The 22797-nt window shown below is 54.7% G+C and carries 1 protein-coding gene (cut by a window edge); it reads right to left on the bottom strand.

Annotated elements, in window-relative coordinates; all coding sequences use genetic code 11:
- Nucleotides 1-22797 carry part of the coding region annotated (locus tag V5T57_RS11545) for an LEPR-XLL domain-containing protein (RefSeq protein WP_332891371.1) on the bottom strand (this coding region is incomplete at its 3' end). The annotated region continues 17389 nt past the right edge of the window, so 22797 of the 40186 annotated nt are shown.

The raw sequence follows: 22797 nt of genomic DNA, 5'->3' as shown, positions 1-22797 counted from the left end.
CACCAGACACACTCCTGAGATGACCATGAAGGGCCATGGCAGTCTGAGAGGTTACGGAGAGATCACCTGCATCTGTTTGAATGATATGATTCTCTGTTTGTGTCAGAGCACCAGCCAGAGTATTCAAACGAACCTGGCCAGTCTCTCCTGTGGTCAGATCACCATCCAACAACAGGGTTGCGGCTTGAAGATCCACATGCCCACGCGTGCTGTTTAAATCGCCATGCAGTGTCATCGCATTTTGAGCGGTTATTTGGATCTGGCCACTTTCAGTTTCTGTTGTGGTGCCATCTGCACTGAGCAGAGATCCCGCTTGTGCGGTTAGAGTTATGCTGCCCTGCCCAGAAGTTTGGATCGAGGCATTCTGTGTAAGGTCTGTACCGGCTACTACGGTCACATGACCCGTGTGGGCCGTCACGGAACCATCCAACGTAAGATCGCCATCCACGTGCAGGTTCAACGCACCACTATTTTGCATCACGGCCAGCTGACCGGTCACCTGCAGCGCACCTTGCGCCTGAATATTTATATCACCTTGGCTGGCTTGGGTATGACCCAACATCTGTACAGCCAGATCTAGATCTTCCTGAGCATGGCCGACACCAGACTGAGACTGCATCGTTAAGGTCGTATCGGTTGACAGGTTTGCCGTTTCGGCCTGGGATCCATCTAAGATAGCCCCACCTGAGATGAGATCAATCAGGCCACGGGTACTGGATACGGAGGTAACAATCATGTCACCGTGACTCATCAGCGAAATATCACCCAGGACAGAGGTGACCGTAGCACCCTCCACCATGGCCAAGTCACCTTGGTTGGCCCTAATCTGAATTTCACCAGAAACACCACTGTGCAGGTTACCTTTCAGCTCAACCCTATCTGCAGAGAGCTGTAGATGACCAGATTGTGTACCTTGCTCGCCATCCAGCTCGGCTGCTCCAGCCACTTGCAGGGTCAAGGTACCAGCGTCGGCCAATAGTTGGCTGCTCTGTGTGGTGATCAGATCACCATGGTTCATAGTCAGTGTAACTGCGGCACCCTGCCCACCCTGCACCAGACCACTGATCTGCCCTTGCTGAGCCTCTACGGCAATGGCGCCAGATCGGCTGGTCAGCTCTCCTTGCAAGGTCACGGACTGTGCCGCGGTGAGGGTTATGGTGCCCGTGTCTGTTGCAGTTACGGCCCCAAGACCGGTGCTAAGGTCACCACTACGGGCTGTAATCTCCACAGTATGAGCTGTAGAGACATTGGCGCTTTGCTGCACACCACTCCCTTGCAAGACCATGGCGCCATTTTGGCTAAGCACACTGCCGTGCATAATTAACATTTGAGCGGCGTTAAGGTTGAGTGCTCCCTCTACGGTCTGGATGGCATGGTTTGCCGTCACCAGAATATTGCTCTGTGTTGTAGTCAGATCCACCGTACCTGCTTGTGCGGTGGAGATATCACCATTGATCAACAGACTGGCCGCTTGCCACTGCTGGGAACCCGATAAGCTTTGTGCGGTCCCATTCAGGGTTAAACTACCTGCTGCCGTTACCGCCATGGACCCACTGTCACTCAGCAAACCCCCTTCAATGGTCATCTGCCCACCGTGCAGATCAAGAGCACCATGAGCACTCTCCAGCTGCCCTTGAACTGTTAGCTCGCCACCCACCTGCCAAACCTGCTGACCATCGGCACTGCGGCTAACCACCCCATCTCGGATATTGGCATCTGCTTCGATGGTCACCGTGATCACACCATTCTCTCCAGTGATCACATGCTGTCCTTGGTCCAAGCTCGCGCCGGTGAGGGTAAGATCCCCAGCCGTTGAAACAACAGCACCTTCCAGCGTCATAGTTGTCTCAGCGGCCAAGCGGACATCACCTTGAGCCGTGGTGATCATGCCAAGGTCGGAGGTGGTTATCGAAGCAGAGGAAGCGGTTAGGGTGACTGCACCCAAATCACCCGTTTCCACAGCCCCATCCAACACCACCTGAGCCGCTTGAATGGAGAGATCTCCACCCGTTGAGCTCAGTGAACCATGAAGAGTTGCCGTTTGATTGGCAATAAGATCAACATCACCAAACAGGCTTACTGTTTGGGCTGCCGCCGTACTCTCTAAGGCACCATGAACAGCCTGAAGGTGAATATTCCCTTGAGCCTGAGTCTGAACAATCCCTTCTTGAGTCAGATCCATACCGGAGGTTATACGAATATCACCTGCACCATGGGTCACCTGCCCAGACAGTGTTAGAGATCCCCCCACATCCAGCTCTAAAGCCGCATCCCCCTGGCTTAGGCTAAGGGCGCCGGTTACCTGCAGATCATCAAGCTCCTGCAGATGCAACGTACCGGATTGGCTGATGGCGTGGTGCAGCTCCGTCATGGCTGTATCGATATCATCCACGTCGGTACCAATACCAGTGACAGCATCCAAGCTTACCTGCCCTGTGGCGGAGATATTGGCTTGCTCATCGTGCTGGTTATCTAAAATGGTGCCACCACTTTTAAGGACAACATCCCCTTGCACACTCACGATTTGGGCAACAGAGAGATCCCCCGCAGCCTGATAGCTAATACGGCCTGCGTCACTCTGGGTCATGACCCCATCGGCCATGGTAAGGGTTCCACTCATGGCTTCAACAGAAAGCTCACCATCCCCAAGCGTTGCCAAGCGTGCCTGTTGATCTACCGATGCCGCAACCAAGGTAATATCTCCACCTTGACCCTGCACAGCCCCGCCAATGATCATATCACCAGCCACGGTCATAGACATGGACCCCATACCGGTTTGAACACGACCATCCACCCCAATATTCAACCCCGCTTGAGTCAGTGTGATATCCAGCTCACCTTGTTGGGCGGTGCTTAGCTGCCCCGTCAACACCAAGCTGGCCGCGGTGAGTGCCATGTTCCCACCCAAGGTGGTGAGCTGACCTGAGATATCCATACCCTCACCGGCTGTAAGGGTCATATCACCTTGACCGCTCTGGATCTGACCCTGTTGCGCCAGTGTGGTCGCAGCATGAAGGCTCAAAGATCCTTGCTCGGTCGTGATACGGTGATCGGCCCCCAGAACCATCTGCCCTTGATTGGCCTGTAAGCTTATCTGGCCGAGCCCCTCGGTCTTTACCACCCCTTGCTGATCTAAGGAGGCGGCCGTTAGCGTCATGTCGCCACCATGGCTCTGCACCTGACCCTCTAGGGTCATGGCTGTCTTGGCCGTTTGGGTCAGGCTTCCTGTCCCGCTTTGGCTCACGGCACTGCTGCCCATGCTCAAAGCACCAAGGGTCGCGGTAACCGCCAGTTGACCCGCCTCACCGGTGATCAACTGACCATCATGCAGAACATCGATTGCGGTGACGGTGACATCACCTGAAATACTCTCAACCTGACCATCCAGATCCAAGGTATTGGCTGCCGTGATGTGAATGGATCCATTCGTATTTTCAACCTGACCGGTCATGACCACCGCATCACCTTGCAGATCCACATGGCCAACGCTGGTCATTTGACCCGCATGGTTCAAGGTCCCCATGGCTGTCAGAGTCAGATCTTGACTGTTCAATGTGCCATTCACGTTCAGGTCCGCTGAACCATGGAGGTGCAGCTGGCCATCCTCTACGGTCATGGCATCGTGCACGGTCAGCGTTGAGAGCGCTTCTATCACCACGTCCCCACGACTGCTTGCGGCTGAAACCAGCAGCGGAACATCGATATCTAGATCTTCACCAACGTGTCCAATACCTGTTCCGGCCTGTAGGGTCAAACTTGCTGCTGTAGAGAGATTGGCCGACTCATCCATCTGAGCATCAACAATAGAACCACCAGCAGTCACATGCAGCTCGCCCTGTATGGTACTAATTTGTGCCACCGCGACATCCCCACCACCGTTAAGCGTGATGGAACCGGTCTCACTTTGCATCGAGGCATCCGAGACCATAATCAGATCTGCTGTCGTGGTAACCGCTAAGGGACCAGCCCCGGCAGTGATCACATCCCCTTGCTGTTGCAGTGTATGGGCTTGAACCGTAATGGCACCGGACTGACTAACCATGCGACCATCTAGATCCATACGCCCTGCGACAGTATAATCGATCAGACCTTGCTCTGTTGTGGTTGCGAACTGGGCGTGTAGCGTGAGATCACCAGAGGTCGTGGTAACCGCAATTTGACCCGCGCCCTGGGTGGTCATATTTCCACCTTGATCAAGGCTGTGGCTCTCAACAGTGATATCCCCCCCGCTGGCCGACAGTTGATCTTGAAGGATCAGAGCACCGCCATCCAGGTTGATATCCCCCTGGCCACTCAGCACCTCCACCGCACCTGCAATGGTTAGTGCATCCGCTTCACTCAGGTGAATCTCTCCAGCTTCACTGCGGGCTGTAATCAGTGTTGCAACGGCCAGATCTAAATCATCATCAAAGGAACCAACATTACCCGCAGCTGAGAGGGTTAAACCACCGGAACTGGCTATGTTGGCAGACTCATCAGACAGGTTATCCACAATGGCACCTGTTTGGCTGATGATATGAATATCCCCATGACTGCTGAGCAGTTGAGAAACCCGTACATCCTCACTGGCCTGGTAGGTAATAGAGCCACTGTTGGTGGTGGAATGAACCCCATCGTCCATAACAATGCTGCCATCTTGTGCGACCACATGAAGGGTACCATCTCCTTGTACCCACACATCTCCATGCTGCACCACAGCGTTGGCTGAAAGGGTTAACGACCCTTCGTTGACCACCACATCTCCCAGAATCTCCAACAAACCGGTATCCAGGGAGAGCACAATGGTGCCATCTCCGCCCCCCACGTTGATATCGCCAACCGTCAGCCCATCCTGTTCTTGCAACGAGACCGTGCCACTGGCCGTACCAACGCTATTTAAATACCCAACCAGCGTATCGATATCCGCATCCCCTGCCGCCCCAATACCACTTTGAGCCGAAAGGGTTAAACCACCCGCAGTACGGAGGTTAGCTTCTTCATCTGCCGTTACCTCGGTTAGCATAGCACCGCTGGTTAGATGGATATCCCCCACTTCACTACGTACCGTTGCGATATTAAGGGAGCCTGCTGCAGAGATATGCACATCCCCCAACAGGGTTGAGGTATCGGTCCCATCGGCCATGGTGTAATGACCTTGCTGCGCGGTTATATGAACTTCCCCCACACTTGCTGTAGAGATATTGGCCTGCTGGTCAATATGACCCGCAACATCCAAGGTCACATCACCATACGTTGCGGCAGCTACACCAAGAAGGGTCAGATCCCCTGTCTCTAGTGTCAGAGCCAAGTCCCCACTACCTTGGGCAATTTGCATACCCCCAGCCTGAACTGTTAGAGCTGAGGTGTTGGTCAGGAACACCCCACCATGGGTGGTCAGTGCCTGCACCAACTGAGGGGTCTCCAGATAGAGCGCCTGCTCGGATCGACCGATACCTGTCTCACCATTGAGGGTCAACTGGTTACTGGCTACAATGTTCAGACCACCATCTGTACGGCTATTATCCACAGACCATCCCGCATCAACCACCACCCCTTGGCCCGCAACATGACCTAAGGCAATCGCTTCTGTGGCGGTCAGCATGACATCCCCTGCATGGCTTTGCAGGTGGGCATCCGCAGCCATGGTAATGGCGCCATCCTGAGCATTCAGGCTGGTGTTATTTAAGCTGATTAATTGGCTGTTATGAAGGATCTCATCCGCTTGTATGACAACCTGACCCGCAGCAAAGTTAATATCGCCATCCAGCTGTAACGTGCCAGCCTCTACGATCAACGAGAGATCACCCGTACCACTGCTGATCCCTTGGCTGGCCACATCCAGATCATTAACTTCGTGCAGCACCATTGAGCCTGTGCTGGTATGTGCTTGGCTAAGTGTTGCAACATCCAAGTCCAGATCATTGTCCCCTAGCCCACCCATACCACTGCCAGCCTGGAGTGAAACCGCACCCTGGGTTGCCAGGTTAGCGGCTTCTGTGCTTAGAGCCTCTGTAATGGCCCCACGGGCTGTTAGCGTGATATCACCATCCACACTGACCAACTGAGAGAGCACCACAGCACCCGCCTGCAGTGTAAGGTCCCCATGGTTTGACATCATTTTAACGCCATCACCCTGAACCAAGTCACCAGCCTGGGCTGTGATCGTCAGGTCACCATCTTGCCCGATGATATCTGCAAACTGGTTAATGCTACCTGCACTGGTCAGGGTAATATCTCCAGCACCATGGCTGTGGAGGGCGGCCAGAACATCCAGATCACCACTGGCGACCTGAAGATCAATACCGCCCTGCGCACTCAAGGCCCGCAAACCATCACCGACAATCTGTAGGGCACCCATATTGGTAAGAACCATCCCCCCTGCCTGGGCTGTGGCAGTCAGGGTATCGACATCCAACACCAAGCCACTGTCCACCCCACCAATGGCCGTACCAGCTACCAAGGTTAACCCTGCAGAGGCGAGATCCGTTTGAAGGGCGCCCCCATCCAAGATCGCACCTGTAACCGATGTCAGGCTTACATCGCCGCTTCCAGCATCCAAAGCCGTTATGGTGATATCACCCATAGCTTGGATGCTCACATCACCATGAGCACTCTGGATTTGAGCACCATCCGCGACCTGAACAACCCCGCCTTGGGCACTCCAGCTCTGTTGGCTGCCGTGTGTATAAACTTGGGCTAAGGCACCTAATGTAATGTCCGCCCCCATGGTAAGGGTCAGGTCACCATCGACATCAAGGCTACCTTGCAGATCCAGAGATCCCCCCCCTTGAAGGGTCACCGCACCACCACCAACACTGCTGAACATATGGGAAAGGGTCAGATCACCTTGCAGAAGGTGCAGATCAACAGTACCGCCTGAGTGAACCTGAACATCCTCACCGGAAGCGGCAAGCACCGTCAGGTCAGTGGAGGCGATGCCCACACGGTTCACGGTCAGTTCCACACCATTCAGATCCAAACCATTCTGCTCAACCAACGAGACAGAAGCGGCTGAGAGCGTCAAACGATCCAGATTGGTCTGCAGTGCGCTATCCGCACCGACCTCCCCAGCCACCTGCACGATGGCGGCGGCGCCGGACAGATCCATATGCTGATCACCAACCTGAACCAGATCCCCACCCGCCAGCAAGGCCATGGTGCCTGTCCCACTCTCCACAGCCGCAATGTGTATATTCTGGGCAGCAGAAAGTCGGATATCGCCATCACTTAAGGCACCACTGCTGACCTGTTGACCATCGGCCTGCACAATGGAACCGCCCAGACTGGCCATATCGATAGAGCCACTCACGCTGCTCACCTGACCATGAAGGGTCATCTCCTGCTGACTGATCAAGGAGAGATCACCCCCAACATGAACATCTGCCGCTACAGTCACTGTGGTTGCGGCGGAAAGACGCGCAGCATTCCCAGCTTCAACGGCACCAGTGATATGAATCGAATCCGTTTCCGATACCAACACCAACCGCTCACCGGCAACAGTGGTTTGGGCTATTTCAAGGGCGTCCAGCTCACTGATGCGCACCACGCCCTGCCCGGTCTGGGTCAGACTAAGCGTCGCCATATCGGTCTCAAGAGCATCCAAAGCTCCAAGGCTGCTACCAACTGAAATTACCGCACCACCCAGGGCAACATCCAGATCCCGGTTTAGGTCATCCCCATCCAGCAACGCCCCAGCAACGGTGATCGTTAAGGCGTCATGGGCGGTATGGGTGGTTTTTAGGGTGGAGACCACCATATCACCCGCAGAGGTCACGACCATCTGCCCAGACCCTGCATCTATTTGGGAGCCAGCCTCCAGCGTCAGACCCAGCAGGCCAGCAGCCAACGTGACATCCCCACCTTGGCTTTGAACCGTTTGATGGGCTGCCACCTGTAGTGCAGAAGCGGCAGCAACCGTGACATCCCCACCTTGTCCCGTCACACCTGTAGACAGCAGCAGTGAGCCTTGCTCGCTTTGCAGCTGAATATCCCCAGCGGTATTTAGCAGATTGCTAAGAGACAGCTGGTCAACGGTTAAGTCCTGAGAACCGGTTTGGGTCAGAGAGAGACCACCTCGCACGCCATGGGATACCACATTCACATGGGCAACATCAGAAGTAATGGCGGTAGAGGCATCCCCCACGCCCGTTGCCGCTTGCAAAGTTGCCGTCCCGGACGTAACCAAGTTGGCGACTGAGCCATCCAAGGCAGAAAGAATGGCCCCTTGCCCACGGTTCTGAGCATCCGCGGTAATATGGATGGCCTGCTGCCCGGCATCGACCTGACCAAGGGTTAGGTCTTCATAGGCGCTAAGCTCAATGGTTGCTGCAGATTGAGTCAAGGAGGTTTGACCCATGGTGATGTGGCCACTACGGGCGGTCACAATCAGCTCACCTTGCTCACTGGCCAACTCACCCTCCTGGTAAACACTGCTCCCCATAAGGGTAAGTGTCGCTGCCCCAGTGGTTGCCAAACGGCCATCAATGGTTATGCCGTTACGCAGGTCACCCTGTAGTGAACCGCTGCTGCTTACCAAGCCTTGAACCTTCAAACTGGCGGCATTCAGATAGAGATCATCCTGGCTGTTTAGATCGCCCAACACCATCACGCCTAAGCCATCCTCACTTCGACCCAGCTGACGATGATCAAACCCAGCGGCGAGACTATTCCAGTCCTGCTGGGAGAGGCTTAGATCATCACTGGTAGCGCCACTATGATCCCCCACCCGCAGGGTACGCTGACTGTTATCCGCACGGATCACCAACGCACCCGAGCCACTTATGCTGCTGGCTTGGGTACCTAGATCCATACTAGCAGCCTGTAGCGTTAGATCAGCGCCACCTGTCACACTCATGCCACCCAAGATCGCCACATGGTCTACAGCCAGGGTAACGCCCTGAGCTGAAACAGCAGCGTTCATTTGAGTGCTCACACCCCCACTTTGTGCCAGCTGCCCCGTTACAGTGATCTGATCATGGGTTGTCACCTCACCGGTTTGGGTAAGCTGCATATCGCCCCCAACCGTGACCAAGCCAGTAAGCTCAACATTTTGACTGCTGCTTAAGGTCAGGTGATCTTGAACAGCCAAATCACCCAGCACATTTAATGTTCCAGGCAGCGTAAACGTGGCTTGTTCAGCCACATCAACATTCCCCTGCAACGTGGCTGAGGCTATCTGGGAGACCGTCAGATCACCACCGACAGAGAGCAGCCCATGGGCCGTAAAGTGGGCCTGCTCACCACCGGTCAGGCTAAGATCATCTGTAGTAACGACGGCACCCTGCACACTTAAGGCGGCATCCCCTTGTAAGGTTACACTCTGCGCCGTGAGATCCCCTCCCAGCGAGGCCGTGGCATCACTGTCAACATGCACAGCCCCGCTGGCCATAATACTCACCGTATTCAAGCGCTCAGCATCTACACCACCATCCAGGGTCAGGGTCAGATCTTGGGTGACCGTTACCAGACCTTGCAGATCCAATACACGCGCAGCCTGCAGTGTGGCCGTCTGTGCTGTTAAGGTATTGGCCAAGGTTAAGTGACCCGCTGAGTGCGCATCCATATCACCTGCGGTATGAACAGCGCCTTGCAGGGTTGCCTGCCCATCGGCATGGTTCAACAGCAGATTAAGGTCCCCAATGGTTGTGGTTAAGGCTTGGGTAGTAATGGATTGATCAGCCTCAAAGGCTATCTGTGTGGCACGTACAGCCTGGTTCAGCGTTAAGGTTGTGCTTTGGGTGGTTAACTGGCCAGAGAGTTCAACATCCCCATGCACCACCACATCACCCACAGCGTTCAACGTCAGATCTTCAAGGCTATTTTCAATACGGCCTGAGAGCGTTAGATCCTGTTTGGCCGTCAGTGTAAGGGCATCACCCCCCCCAGAACCAACAACAGTTGCAGCACCAGAGCCCGCCAGCGTGACATGGTCACCTGAAATGGTGTGGTCACCACTCACCGCAATTTTATCATTCAGGGTTACATCACCTGAAACAGTGATATCGGCCTGCAGATCTGTGGTTGAACCTGAGCCTTCCAGGGTTAACTGCGCATCAGGCCCTGTTCCCACCCAATCGCCAGCAACGGTGATATGACCACCCTCACCCTTGGCCTGTACGGTCCATGCATCCGAAAAGACAACCGAACCGTTCTGGGTACCAACCGTTACCTGGTAAGCCCCACCTGACTGGCCAATGGTCACACCCTCAAAACCACCCGCAAAATGGTCCAGTTCAGCCTGATCAAGCTGGAAAGAGCCTACCGCACCATCACCAAGCCCTATCTGAGCATCCGGGGTTAACGCTGTCAGGGTAAGTTGCCCACCTGAACTTTGCAGATCCGCACCAATGTGAATGGTCTCTGCACCAATCCACAGATCACCCCCACCCGCATTAAGTGTTTGATCCAGGGTCAAGCCACCATCCAGCACCATCAGGTTCATGGCCCCTTGGCTACTGGTGGTACGGTTAAGCCCTACATCACCAATACGGGTATCCCCCACACTCATCAGATGGGCCCCACCACCAGTAGTGGCAGTCATAGTGGCAGCATGCAGCAACAGAGCAGAAGGTCCTAAGGTATACCCCGCAGTGGCTTGCCCCAGCTCACCACCTGCACGCAGGGTCAAATGACCTAACTCTGCATTCAGGTAGGCGCCATCAGCCGTACGTATAACCGTACCATTGAGCAGATACGCGGCCTCTTCAGCAGCGGTTGCACCGGCAACAACCACCTCACCCGTTGCCGCGTCGACACTAAAGCGACCATTTTCCAGAACCCAGTTAAGATTTTCAGCCCCTAAGCTGCTCGCCCAAGGGGCAGCGCCGCTGTAGAGGGTACCCTGGGTTGTTTCAACCACCAGATCTCCTGTACCCCCTGCATGCAAGGCACCGAGCAGTGAAAAATCACCCGTATCAAGCGTAATGGTGATATCCCCAGAGGTTGAAGAGATCTCGCCAAAACTGACCAACGCCCCCTGGCTCACCTGTAGATTTAAAGCACCACTTTGGGTGGTGAGCGCACCATTGGCCTGAACCACAACATCACCCGCCGCATGGAAGCTGACCCCACCCTGACCATTCTGATCCAGGTTGCTCAGGGTCACGCCATCCAGCTCATTCCAGCCCATAGATCCACCTTGGTTGCTCAGGTCCAGTATATCTACCTGACCTTCCAGGGCGTTTGCCGCGCCAATACCGCTTCCTGCTTGAACAACCACCCCACCAGCCTGCAGATCAACATGGCTATCGCCTCCATCAATCACCTCACCTGCGGTGGTTATTGTAATGGCATCGGCGGCATCACTGCTGCTTACAAGGTTGGCCAAGGTGATCGCACCATCAGCCGAAAGGGTGATCTTACCTTCCCCTGCTTGGATTGTGGTGCCATCGACCTGAGTGAAGTTACCCCCACTGCCGTTGGCATCGGCATCATCATCCGCCGTTAAGGTAACCGCACCACCTGTGGTGGTTAGATTGGCATTAATCTGTACATGGTTATCGGCACGTAACGTCAAGGCTCCACTCTGTGTGGTGATTTGACTATTCACGGTTAAATCTTGCCCAGCCTCCAGCGTAAACGTACCACCACCCACTGTTGTCAGGTTGCTACCCGCAACGCTCAAACTTCCGCCACTTTGGATGCTTATATGGGCATCAGCCGCAACTTGCTGGGCCGTCACCAGGGTCAGATCATCCTTTTCGTTAAGAACGATATCACCGCCGCCAATATTGACCACATCCAAGGCACCCAAACGGCTCTCTAGGCCAGACACCCCAAAGCGGCTGCGCAGTTGTGCCCCACCATCGGTTTCTAAATCAATGTGGGTATCCCCAGCATCTTCCAGAGCACCAGCTCGGCTATTTACATAGATGGCATCACTATCCGTACTGCTGCTACGAATCTGTGCAATGGTAATTGACTCACCTGCGGTAAAGATCGCCTGACCATCCAGGGCATCGGCAACCACACCATCACCCATTTGGATTAAACCCAAATCGTCGCTGTTATCATCGGCATAAACACGCACTCCATGGCCGCTGATATCGCCTTGCAGTTGAATATCTCCGTTACTGACCAGTAGCAGGTCCCCACTACTGGAGGCAACAGAACCGGTCACAGCCAAGGTGGTTTCATCTCCAATGCTGCGTAGATCTAGATTACCAGATGCTCGCACATCACCATTGATGTCCAACCAGCCACCGCTGTAAATACGGCTATCACCACTACCTTGATGGTCCAACCCCGCCAGATAGAGCGCATTGGCCTCATCCACAGCCACAGAGCCATCTGTTGTGAGGGTCAGATCCAGAGTCTCAACCCAGGTATCAATATCTACCGAACCGGCCACGGTCGCGGTGAGCTGTTGACCACCAACGGCCCCCGTGAAGTCACCGCTGCTGTGAACGATGACATCCCCAGCACCATTGGTATTTACATTGACCAGGTTTACCCCACCCCCCAACGCTGTAAAGGTCGAGTCATCGGTCTCATCCGTCCCGCTGTTCCAGGCATAGAGAACCGTCAGGTCCCCTTCATTGGCGGTTATGGCCCCCGCCCCATCGTGAAGTTCAAAATGAGATACCTCAACACTGCCCTTCTCCACCACGGTTACATCCCCAACCGCAGAGGTCGTCAGGTTGAGTACATTGACATCAACAGCCAAATCCACGGCACCCGCGGCATTGATCGTCAACCAATCACTCTGGATGGCACTGGTCGCACTGTCATGAACCGCACCACCAATGGTCGACAGGAACAGATCCCCCTGCAGGCCCACATCCACCGCGCCAAGAAGCATATCCCCACCCGTGGTGCGTAGATGCACATCATGAGCATCACTATCGGTGGTTGAAACAAGGCTATGGACGGTCAAGGAAGAGCCTGACAATACGGTCTCTCCACCACCTGTCACCACACGGTCTACAATCAGGCCATCACTATCCTCCACCGTCAGGGTGCCGCTGCTGTTTTCAGCATCCAATCGATCAATGGTGGTATCCAGATCAATCATACTGCTGGCACGGGCGATAAGGTTTTGGGCGGTAAGGCGTCCACCACTGTTCATATAAATTTGGTTGGCTGCATTTAAATGAACATTCCCAGTCACATTGACATCCCCAATGGCAATGCTCTGGGTACTATCGGTGACGGTTAGATCACCGGTCATATCGACATCCAGCAACTGAATGCCCGTCTCACTACTGAGCTCAACATCTCCGCTGGAGTTCTGAATATGCTCCACCACCAACCAACCATCATCCACCACGGTCAGGTCAGCAGCAGCGGTTAAATGGGCACTCATAGAGTTCAGGGCAACATCCAGGGTCAGATCCTCACCCACGGTGAAGCTACCGCGATCCCCAACCAAAGTCCCCCCGGTGGTAATGGTGGTACCGGCGGTGATGTCATAATCACCCTCGCCAATATCCATGGCAGAGACAAAGACAACCCCCTGGCCAGCATTCAGGGTCATGTGGTGGCCCACCATATCCCCCAACTCCAGCACCGTAATGGTTCCGGTTGCGGTGACATTGATATCCCCACTCCAGGCTGGCGCAATGATCAGGTAATCCCCATCCACATTGACATCGGAGAGGGAGATCGCCCCGCCGCCGACCTCTTGTGTCTCGGTGGGGGCGGTGTAGGTGACCGCCTCCAGATCGATGCTATCGGAGCTGTTAACCTCCCCATAGGTGATGTTCAGACTATGGGCAGTAACATCGGTGGCATCATCGGCTATGCTCTCAGCAACCATGCCCGCCGCACTCAAGTTCACCACACCGTTGTTGTAGCCGGTGGCGACATCATCGGCATAGAGGTTACCGCCACTGGTCAGGGTAATATCGTGACCCGATACATCAGAATTGACCCGCACATAGCTGGCGGTAAGATCCCCACCACTGTTGACGGTCACCGTACCACTGTTGCTCTCCACATGGGTCAGGGTGACGGCATCCCCTTCATTAATGACAATATCCCCCCCCACCAGGGCGCGGGCGGTAATCGTATTGGCCAAGGTGTTGAGGCTAAAGCCATAATCGGCGACGACCTTGACCGTATCAGCCCGCAGCACGGTGCTGGCATCCACCCACATGTTGTAGCCGCTGCCAACATCCATCACCCCATCGGCCTGCATCACCCCCATATCCAGGGTCATATCCCCACGGGTGTAGAGGGTGATGTTATCCGCCGTCTCATCACTGCCCGCCCCGGTTACGGAGCCGGAGAGCACCAGATTTTCACTGCTGGTAAGGTTAAGATCCCCCGCCAGATGCAGATCCAGATCAGCGACCCATAACAACCCGGTATCGATGGTGATGTCGCCAGAGTCGGTGGCGATCTCCACACGAGACAGATCGGCTAGGTTGTAGCTCGCAGAGACATCGTTTAACGCCCCATGGCCATCATCCTGATAGATCACATCGGCGGCCGGGGAGTAGAGCAGTTCGGTCCCATCGGCTGCGGTATAGCGGGCCAGGTTGTAGGTTGTGTCATTTTGGGCCTCGACGAACTGAACCGCCCCAGTCGCCTCAATCACAACCTGCCCAATGGCGGCATTTAAGCTACTGGTTAATGTACCAGTAACCTCAACATTCTGTTTGGAGAGAAGCTCAATACGATCTTTGGCGGTTAGGGTTCCATCAACAACAATGGCATCGCCTGTCTGTAAAATAATGGTATCGGCCGAGAGATCCAGGGTCTCACCATCAGCCAGAGGGAGATCAAACCGGTTCGCCGCCCGTAGCTCAATCAGGTTCGGCGCATCCACCAGCTGAGCCATGGAAAGCATATCACCGGCACTTAAGGCCACACCGGAGCCGACGTCAATCGCCGTAGCGGCCTCATCCAACACAGCCAGATTGCCGGTTTCAGCCGTCAGTCGGGCCACACCACTGGCGCCCAGAGCCTTCACCTCATCGACCACCATGGTGGTCGCAGCAGTAACGGTCACCGAACCAGCGTCTGCCTGCACATACTCCAGGCGTAAACCTTCGTAAAGCTCACCGGCGCCATCGCGGTCGGTCAAGACCATATCACCGGTGGTGGTCTGCACATGGCCCAGAACATTGGCCGCCAAATCAATCTGTTCAATTCCGGTACCAGCCGTAATATTGATCGTATCGGCCACCATATCCACAGCATCGTCAGCCAGAATTTGCCCCACCTTACCCGCCGCAGTAATAAAGAGATCACCGGAGGATGAGGTGCCCGCAGATCCATCAATGGTTGCCGTACGGTAGACACCCACATTGATGTTATCCACCAACAGGTCGCCACCACTGTTCAAATGCAGATCATAGGCATCGCTATTACCACTGAGGTTTAAATCCTCTACCCGCATACTGCCATTTAGGTGGTTAACCAACAGTTCACCACGGGCGATGGTCACTTCATCCAAGGTCAGGGTTGTGGCCCGTTCGCTATCAACTGTCACAACACCGGTACCGGCGATGTTCATACTCAGCGCATGAACATCGACATCCAGATCCAAGGTGTTCTGCCCTGTCACATGCAGATGATCACCACTCAGATAATCATCTCCCGCACTTTGATAGCTGGTCTGGTCAATACTGCTTGCACCCGTTACATGCAGATCCCCCAAACCCGCAGCCCGCACCTGACGTAAAGTTAGGTCACCTGTCACACCACTGCTCAAATCCAGCGCATTCAGGGTAATGTCATGGTTCTCTTCCCCCCCAAACGCCTCGACGTAGCGGGCATCCAGATCACCAAAGACGGTAATATCGATCGCCCCTTTGGTGGTCCGCACATCAGCAAGGTTGAGATCCTGTAGATCCGTAATGGTGATATCACCACTGTGACGACTGAGGGCATACAGATCGTTGCTGTCAATATTGGCGGTCAAGGATCCGGCAACATCGACATCCAATGTTGCAGCTGTCAACAACCCCTGATCATGGATCAGAGAGCCTTCTGCGGCTCTGAGCTGGATTAAACTGCTGGAGGTAACCGAGGCATCACCCAGGTTAAGATCACCACCCTGGCTACCCGCCGTCAGGCGAATATCAGCATTACTAACCGTCGCGGTAAGATTGGTGCTCAGAGAGCCGGTAATGGAACCACGCCCACTCTCGCCTTGGCCAGCGTCAGCCAGAATAGAGCCCACAGCGGTGAGGGTGCCATCCAGATCAATATCACCATCGGCATCCATATCGATGACCCAGGCAGAGTCCAGCTGTCCGGCGACAGAGAGGTCACCCCCTGCAGTCAGGTAGATATGCTCGGTCACCGGAGAACCGGTGGAGGTACCCAGTTGGGAGCTATCTTTGAGGGTTAGGTTGCCCCCAGCGTTTAAGGTAATGGTATCCCCATGGATCTCAGCCCGCGCGGCCAGTACCGAAGCATCGGCCCCATCTGGAATACTCCCCTCCACGGTGATATCCCCAGCGGCGCTAATGGTGACCCCTCCAGCCGCTGCATCGGAATCAATAACCGCTTGAATGGTGACCTGATTACCTGACTCAATGGTCAAAGCGGCATCACTGTGGATGGAGCTGCCATCAAAAGAGCCAAAGTTAAAGTTACCCGCACTCTCAAAGACCCGCTTGCTGGTGGTCAGCGTTTCTGTGATATAGACCGGTTGTTCTACCCAGTTGGTGACTTCCTGGCTGGACTCCACTTTTACTTGGCGATGCACCGTCTCCGTCGGGGTTTCCCAACCATAGACCGTGTCTGTGGAGCCATCGACATCAAAGATAACGGTCGTACGGTTGTCGTTAATGTTGTGGTCAACCGAGGTCCAATCCCATTGGTAGCTGGAGAAGTCTTCATAAACGGCCAGATCATGGGTCCAGTAGGGATTAATTTCAGCAATGGTGTCATACCCGCGATCCCATGAAGTATCCGACCACCCCCAATAATCCAGAGCAGGGTCACTATGTTGAATAACATAGGCATAGTGAGAGTCAGGCTTATCACTGGGTCCATCCACACCAAAGACATGATAGTCCAATTTGGCAGTATGGATATAATTGACCCCATCATACGTTGCACTGGGATGATCAGCGGATGAGGGGATACCACCCAAATAGTTAAACCCATTCCAATAGTAACGATTGCCCTCGATCAGACGATAGACCTCAGGCACCCCATTGACGGTATCTTGCACCAAGCCCAGATAGTAAGGGGTGGTGTGGAAGGTGTTCATCAGATGGGTCGCAGCAGCCTCGGTCATGGGGGCGGCCATTCTGGAGCCATTAGGGCCACCATAATTTTCAGCCCAAGCCTGGGCATCATCATAGGTGGCAAAACCTCCTGTGGAGGCGACATATTGACGGGCATTGTACTGCCACTCAGTACCCACATGAGTCGATTGAGTACTGTAAGAACCATCCACAAAGGTGTAGCTGCCACCCTGGCTACTCAAAGCCGTCTGAATGGTGACATATTTGCTGTTGTCGGCATGGTCGGTGGTGGTAGAGATCCAGTTGGTATCGTTAACCCAACCAGGATCACGCCCCGAGACAACCTCCCAATTGCGTCCATCAAAGATGGTAAAGGATTGGGAACCGCTACCTTCATACGCCACCGACCAGCGCGCCACATCAATGGCATCCAGATCGGTGGTCCACTGGGTCGTGTCATTCCACTCATCGTTGCCATCGACCGTATTGTAGTAGGGCTCATAACCTGAGAAGGTTTTATAGCTGGCGGTGTAGGCGGAGGCATTCTGGCTATAGTCCAGACGACCATGCTCCCGGTAGGTCCCCACATGCTCCTGCCAACTGCTGGCTTCACCCACGGTGACGGCTCGAACAAAATCATCCTGAGCCCCATCAGGCAGTTCCACATAGAAGTCCCGCAGACCATCGACCGGAATAATCACCCGAACATGGCCGTTATCCTTCCAATCCGGGGTCCAACTACTCTGAGAGGTTACACCATATTCGGTGGTCCAAGTGGTGGGGTTGGCGTAGCTAAAGTCATACATGGGCTTATAGCCCAGGGTGTCTAAAACAACTTGGCGTTGAGCATCCGACAGATCACTAAAGGTGGTGCCGCTGGTTGGTGTACCGGCTCCACCCCAGGAGATATCCCCATTATTATAGTCCGACCCTTCAATGAAATATTCACGGAAGGTCGTGCCGTTATAGTAACCATCCTGGGTCAAGGTGACCCTCATGGTATTGGTGGTGGTACCTGTCTGTACCTGTACTTGGTCCAGCTCCACGACCTCGGTGGTATCCACCCACTCCACACGGGTGATGGTAATGGTGCCATCCGGTATTAGGTTGACCTCACCACTGGGGCGCTGCACCGTCTGGGTTTCTGTAATGATAACCGGAATTAAGACCTCTTTAGTCTCGTCGGATTCTTCAGCCTGAGCGCTCAGGTTAACCGCTTCTCCAGCCTGTACCGTCACGGCCCCTGTACCATCCAACTGGCCAGCGCCAAGGATCGTAATGGTCCCTCCACTAAGGGTGGTACTCTCTACCGTTGCTGCGGTTAACTGAGCATCCGTCCAACCACTGCCCACACCCGCCCGGAGATCAATGGTGCCTTGTGAGATAACCTGACCACTGAGCGTTAGATGATCGGTCGCGGTAAACAGGACCCGGCTTTCGGCAGACTCGCCCAACACCTTACCGTGGATCGAGAGGTTACCCCCATCAATATGGACCAGCCCTTGACCTTGCACCTGCCCTGCGGAGGTTTCACCTACAGCCCCCATGACCAACACACCATCCGAACCGGACAACATAACTGAGGTGTCAGCCTGGCGCCCTTTAACGGTGGCTCCAGCATCCACCAACACGGTTTTACCCTGTAGATTGATGCTGCTATTGGCATTGAGCCGGCTCTCTACCGCAATGGTGCCCAAGGCAGAAGTCACATTAAGATGTGCCGTGTTCACACTGAGCACATCATTTACCATCTGCAACTCACCCAACGCACCTTGGATGGAGATATCCCCTTGGGCTGACAGGTTAATAGTGCCTGCCGCTCCCGTGGTGATGGTACCGCCGGAGAGACGCACAGGTGCGCCCCCTTCAATGGGGGCAGCCCCATCAGCCAGAGCGATACCATTTTCATCGACATAGTGACCATCGCTATCAATCAGATAACCCAGGCCATCTACATAACGATCCTGATCATCCACCGTAAGGCCGTTAATGGCCTTCAGCACCAGAGGTTGGATAACCGCCCCCGCCAAACCAGCAGAGAGATTGACCGTATCTTCAGCCTCAACAAATCCATTAACCAACAGACGGCCACCGGTATCGATACTTAAAGAGGAACCCTCATCCATACTGCGGATAACACCATTGATCTGGATCTCCCGATCTGCATCCATATCAATGGTCGAGACACCCCCACCGATAATACTGCCCTCTCCACTGCTGTCAGATTGGATCAGAGAATCCGCACTGATCACCATGGCGGCACTGCTGGCACCACCCACCACATCAATATCAATAACCCCGGTTGCTCGGATAACACCACCACGATCAATGGTATGACCATCCACATCCAGAGCGCTACCACCAAGAATCAGCTGATCGGAGAGATTCAGTACAACATCCGCAGAGGAGCCCGCCCAGCCGTAGCTGCCATCCTCATTCATACGGGCCCCAGCCAGCACCTCACCCACCAGATTCATGGAACCGCCACGGATCAGCAGCTGGCTATCGTCTGCAGTGGTGATCAGTTGCGATCCCGCCATAACGGTCAAGGTGCCTGCTGCCTGTATGTTCAGTTCATCGGCCGCACGAATGGTCCCCACCCGGATGGTGTCTACCCCATCCACAGTTTTGGGCAAACCGATCTGAATATCCCCAGCAGAGTCCAGCAGAATACGTTGCCCAGCATCCTCAGCAACCAACTGAGTATCGTAGAGATAAATGTTTTGTCCGGCCGTAACCGACAGTGCCCCAGCCAGCTCAAGAGAACCGGTCAACTCTGCGGTATGGGTCGCTTGAATGGTGACCTCATAATCATCACCATCTGCCGTTGCAGCCGTGGATTCAATTACCCCTTGCATATCCACATGGTACCCTTGCAGGGACAACTGAGCGTCGGTCTCCAACCGTCCAGACTCTTTAACAATGGTCAAAGAGCCGTGGGTTGATGTGATCGAGAGCTTGTCCAGATCTCCAGCCTCAGCCCCAATCTTGCTGTTAAGGTTGATGTCATTCATCCCCTCAATGCGGATCTCACCATCTATTCCTGTAATTTGCAGATCACTGGTACCATGGGTCGTAATACTGGTGGCACCGGATTGCAGGCTATCCCCTGCGTAAAGATGGATGCGCGAATCCGCCTCAATATGGCCATAGAGCTCTAGAGCCCCAGCAGAATGCACCCGTACTTCAGAGCCCGTTCCACCGGCAATGATGTCACCTTTTACAACCCCCAACGCACCGGGGTTAAAGTCAATAGAGCCCGCTAAGGTCTCCAGGCGACCGGTATAATCCAGGTCAACATCTATGCCATCCGGTGAGCTGCCACCATTCAATTCAATGGCGGTATGGGCCAGAACATTACCACCAATGTAGAGCTTACCAGTATCGCCACCCACCGACCCCAGAGCCACCACCGAGCCTTCACCCGTGGCCGACAAGGTATAGGGACGGCTGGACTCTACATCACCACCACTCAGTTGGCTTAACCCCACCAGATCGGCGTGGCTGGAGCCTGTGTGTAAAAGTGTAAACCCAGATGAGGCGGTCCACTGCATCTTGCCCTGGTTACGCTTGATCTCAAACGTACCATCCTGGCTACGAACCTCACCCACTCCATGGTCGGGATGGCGACTCTCTGTAATGGTGTAGGTTGCTTGATCCAAAGCGGTTTGGATATCGTCAGCCAGATCCCCCAGTTGTACATTGTCTGCCGTTGCAGCAGCTGAGATCACGACCGACCCTTGGGCGATGTACGAACCCCGATCCACCTCGACCAGCAGGGTGACATCTTCAGTTAACACACCACTCTGATGTTCAGCCCAATCCTCGGCCTCAATCTCTTGCAGATGGGCAGAAGGCAGAATATCCATACGCCCATGACCATCCAGCTGAATCCGACTGTTATCCGACCAGGTTTCGATACCGACAGAGCCATACAACACCACCCCACGTCCAGAGTAGTTGGGGCTGCCATCCGCAGGATCAGCCTCCAGGGGATCGTCCCCGCCAATCAACGTAATGGATTGACCAGCACTGAGATCGCGCCCAAGACGTAGTTGATGACCTGCTTCAATATGAATGGAGGAGTCCCCACCGGCATCCTTGAGCGCACGCCCCATCAAGTTACCATCGGCATCCCGCACATCGGTAATTTCCCCACCGGCCATGAGCAGCCCCAGCACCTCGACATCCTGATCCCCTTTCAGGGTTAAGGATCCATCAGCCTGGGCTACGCTCAACGCCGAACTGCCTGCTACTTTCACCGCGATCTCATCACTGGCACTACCACCAACAACCGAGATGCTGGAGGCTGCCATCATCCGGCTGCCAATCTCTACCGCATTACCATCGATATCGGTGGTAATGCCCCCCACATAAGCTTGACCACTGGTGGTGATATCGATAAGCCCAGGATCACTGCTCCAGACAAAATCCTCAGAGAGTAACTGCCCATCATCATCACGGGTTTGGCTGACCGAAGCCCCGGCTACCATGCGTCCCATGAGTTCCAGGTTGCCGTGACCGGTAATCTCAATTTTAGCGCCGCTGTTATCGGCGGTATCACCCAACACCGTAATACCCGCAGCACTGTCCAAACGTAAGGAGACACCCCCATCATCCGCACCCGGACTACCGGTTTCAATACTCACACGTCCTGCAGCCTGCAAACCACTGTTCAGGCGAATCTGCTCCCCACCTTTTAGAATAATGCTGGAATCTGGCCCGGCATACGTCACACCCTGTTCACCGATATGGCCACCTGCGATCACCGCACCATCCACATCCATATCCCGGCTGGATTGCAAGGTCACGGTGGTGCCTGCATCACGGGTAGAGACGATAGAGCCCGCCATAATCACCAGAGAGCTACCCGCACTGTTGCTGCCCCCTTGGTCCGTACCATCCAGCGCCACCCCACCTAACAGGGCAAGATCACCACTCACGTTGGCCCGACCTTCAAAGTGTACCCAACTGTCCGATTGCAAGGTCAGGTCGGCATCCTCACCCAGCAGGTCGATGTTGCCGCGCATGATCAAAGCATCGCCAGAGGTAAAGGTTAAGTCGGCCTGATCCATCAAGGTGGTCACTGTACCGCCGATGAGCAGACCAAAGCCGCGCTGTCCGATCAGTGGATGGTCGGCATTGGTATCAGCTAATCCATCAAAATAGTCTGCATGGGGATGGATGGAAGCTCCACCCACCAGATCGATCCCGCGAGAGGCTGTTAAAGAGCCCGCCGCAAACATATCCCCACCCGAGGTGATGGTGATATCAGCGTTGTAGCCACTGATCGAAGCATCGGCATTTTCATCAAACACCGCACCCGCGGTGACAGCACTCCCCGCCTCCAGGTGAACAAATCCACCGGCATTGAGATCCAGGTCTGCGCCATCAGCGGTTCCTTTAACCACCGCACCCAACTCCAGAACCAGGAACCCACCACCATCCAGATCTATCGAACCATTTTGGCCTTCGACCTCCATCAAACCACTCAAACGGACCCCGGCGTTGGTGTCGATATCCATAACACCCTGGTCGTTGTTCACCACCATACGACCCGTACTATCCAAGGTCAGGGCGTTGACCCCATCGTCATCCGCTTGGATCGCACCCACACCATCACTGCTGTGGATGTTCACCTGCATATGGTCCTGGGCCGTCAACCAACCAC

It is taken from the genome of Magnetococcus sp. PR-3 (genome assembly GCF_036689865.1).
GTDB lineage: Bacteria > Pseudomonadota > Magnetococcia > Magnetococcales > Magnetococcaceae > Magnetococcus.
This window is presented reverse-complemented; position numbering and strand designations above follow the sequence as displayed.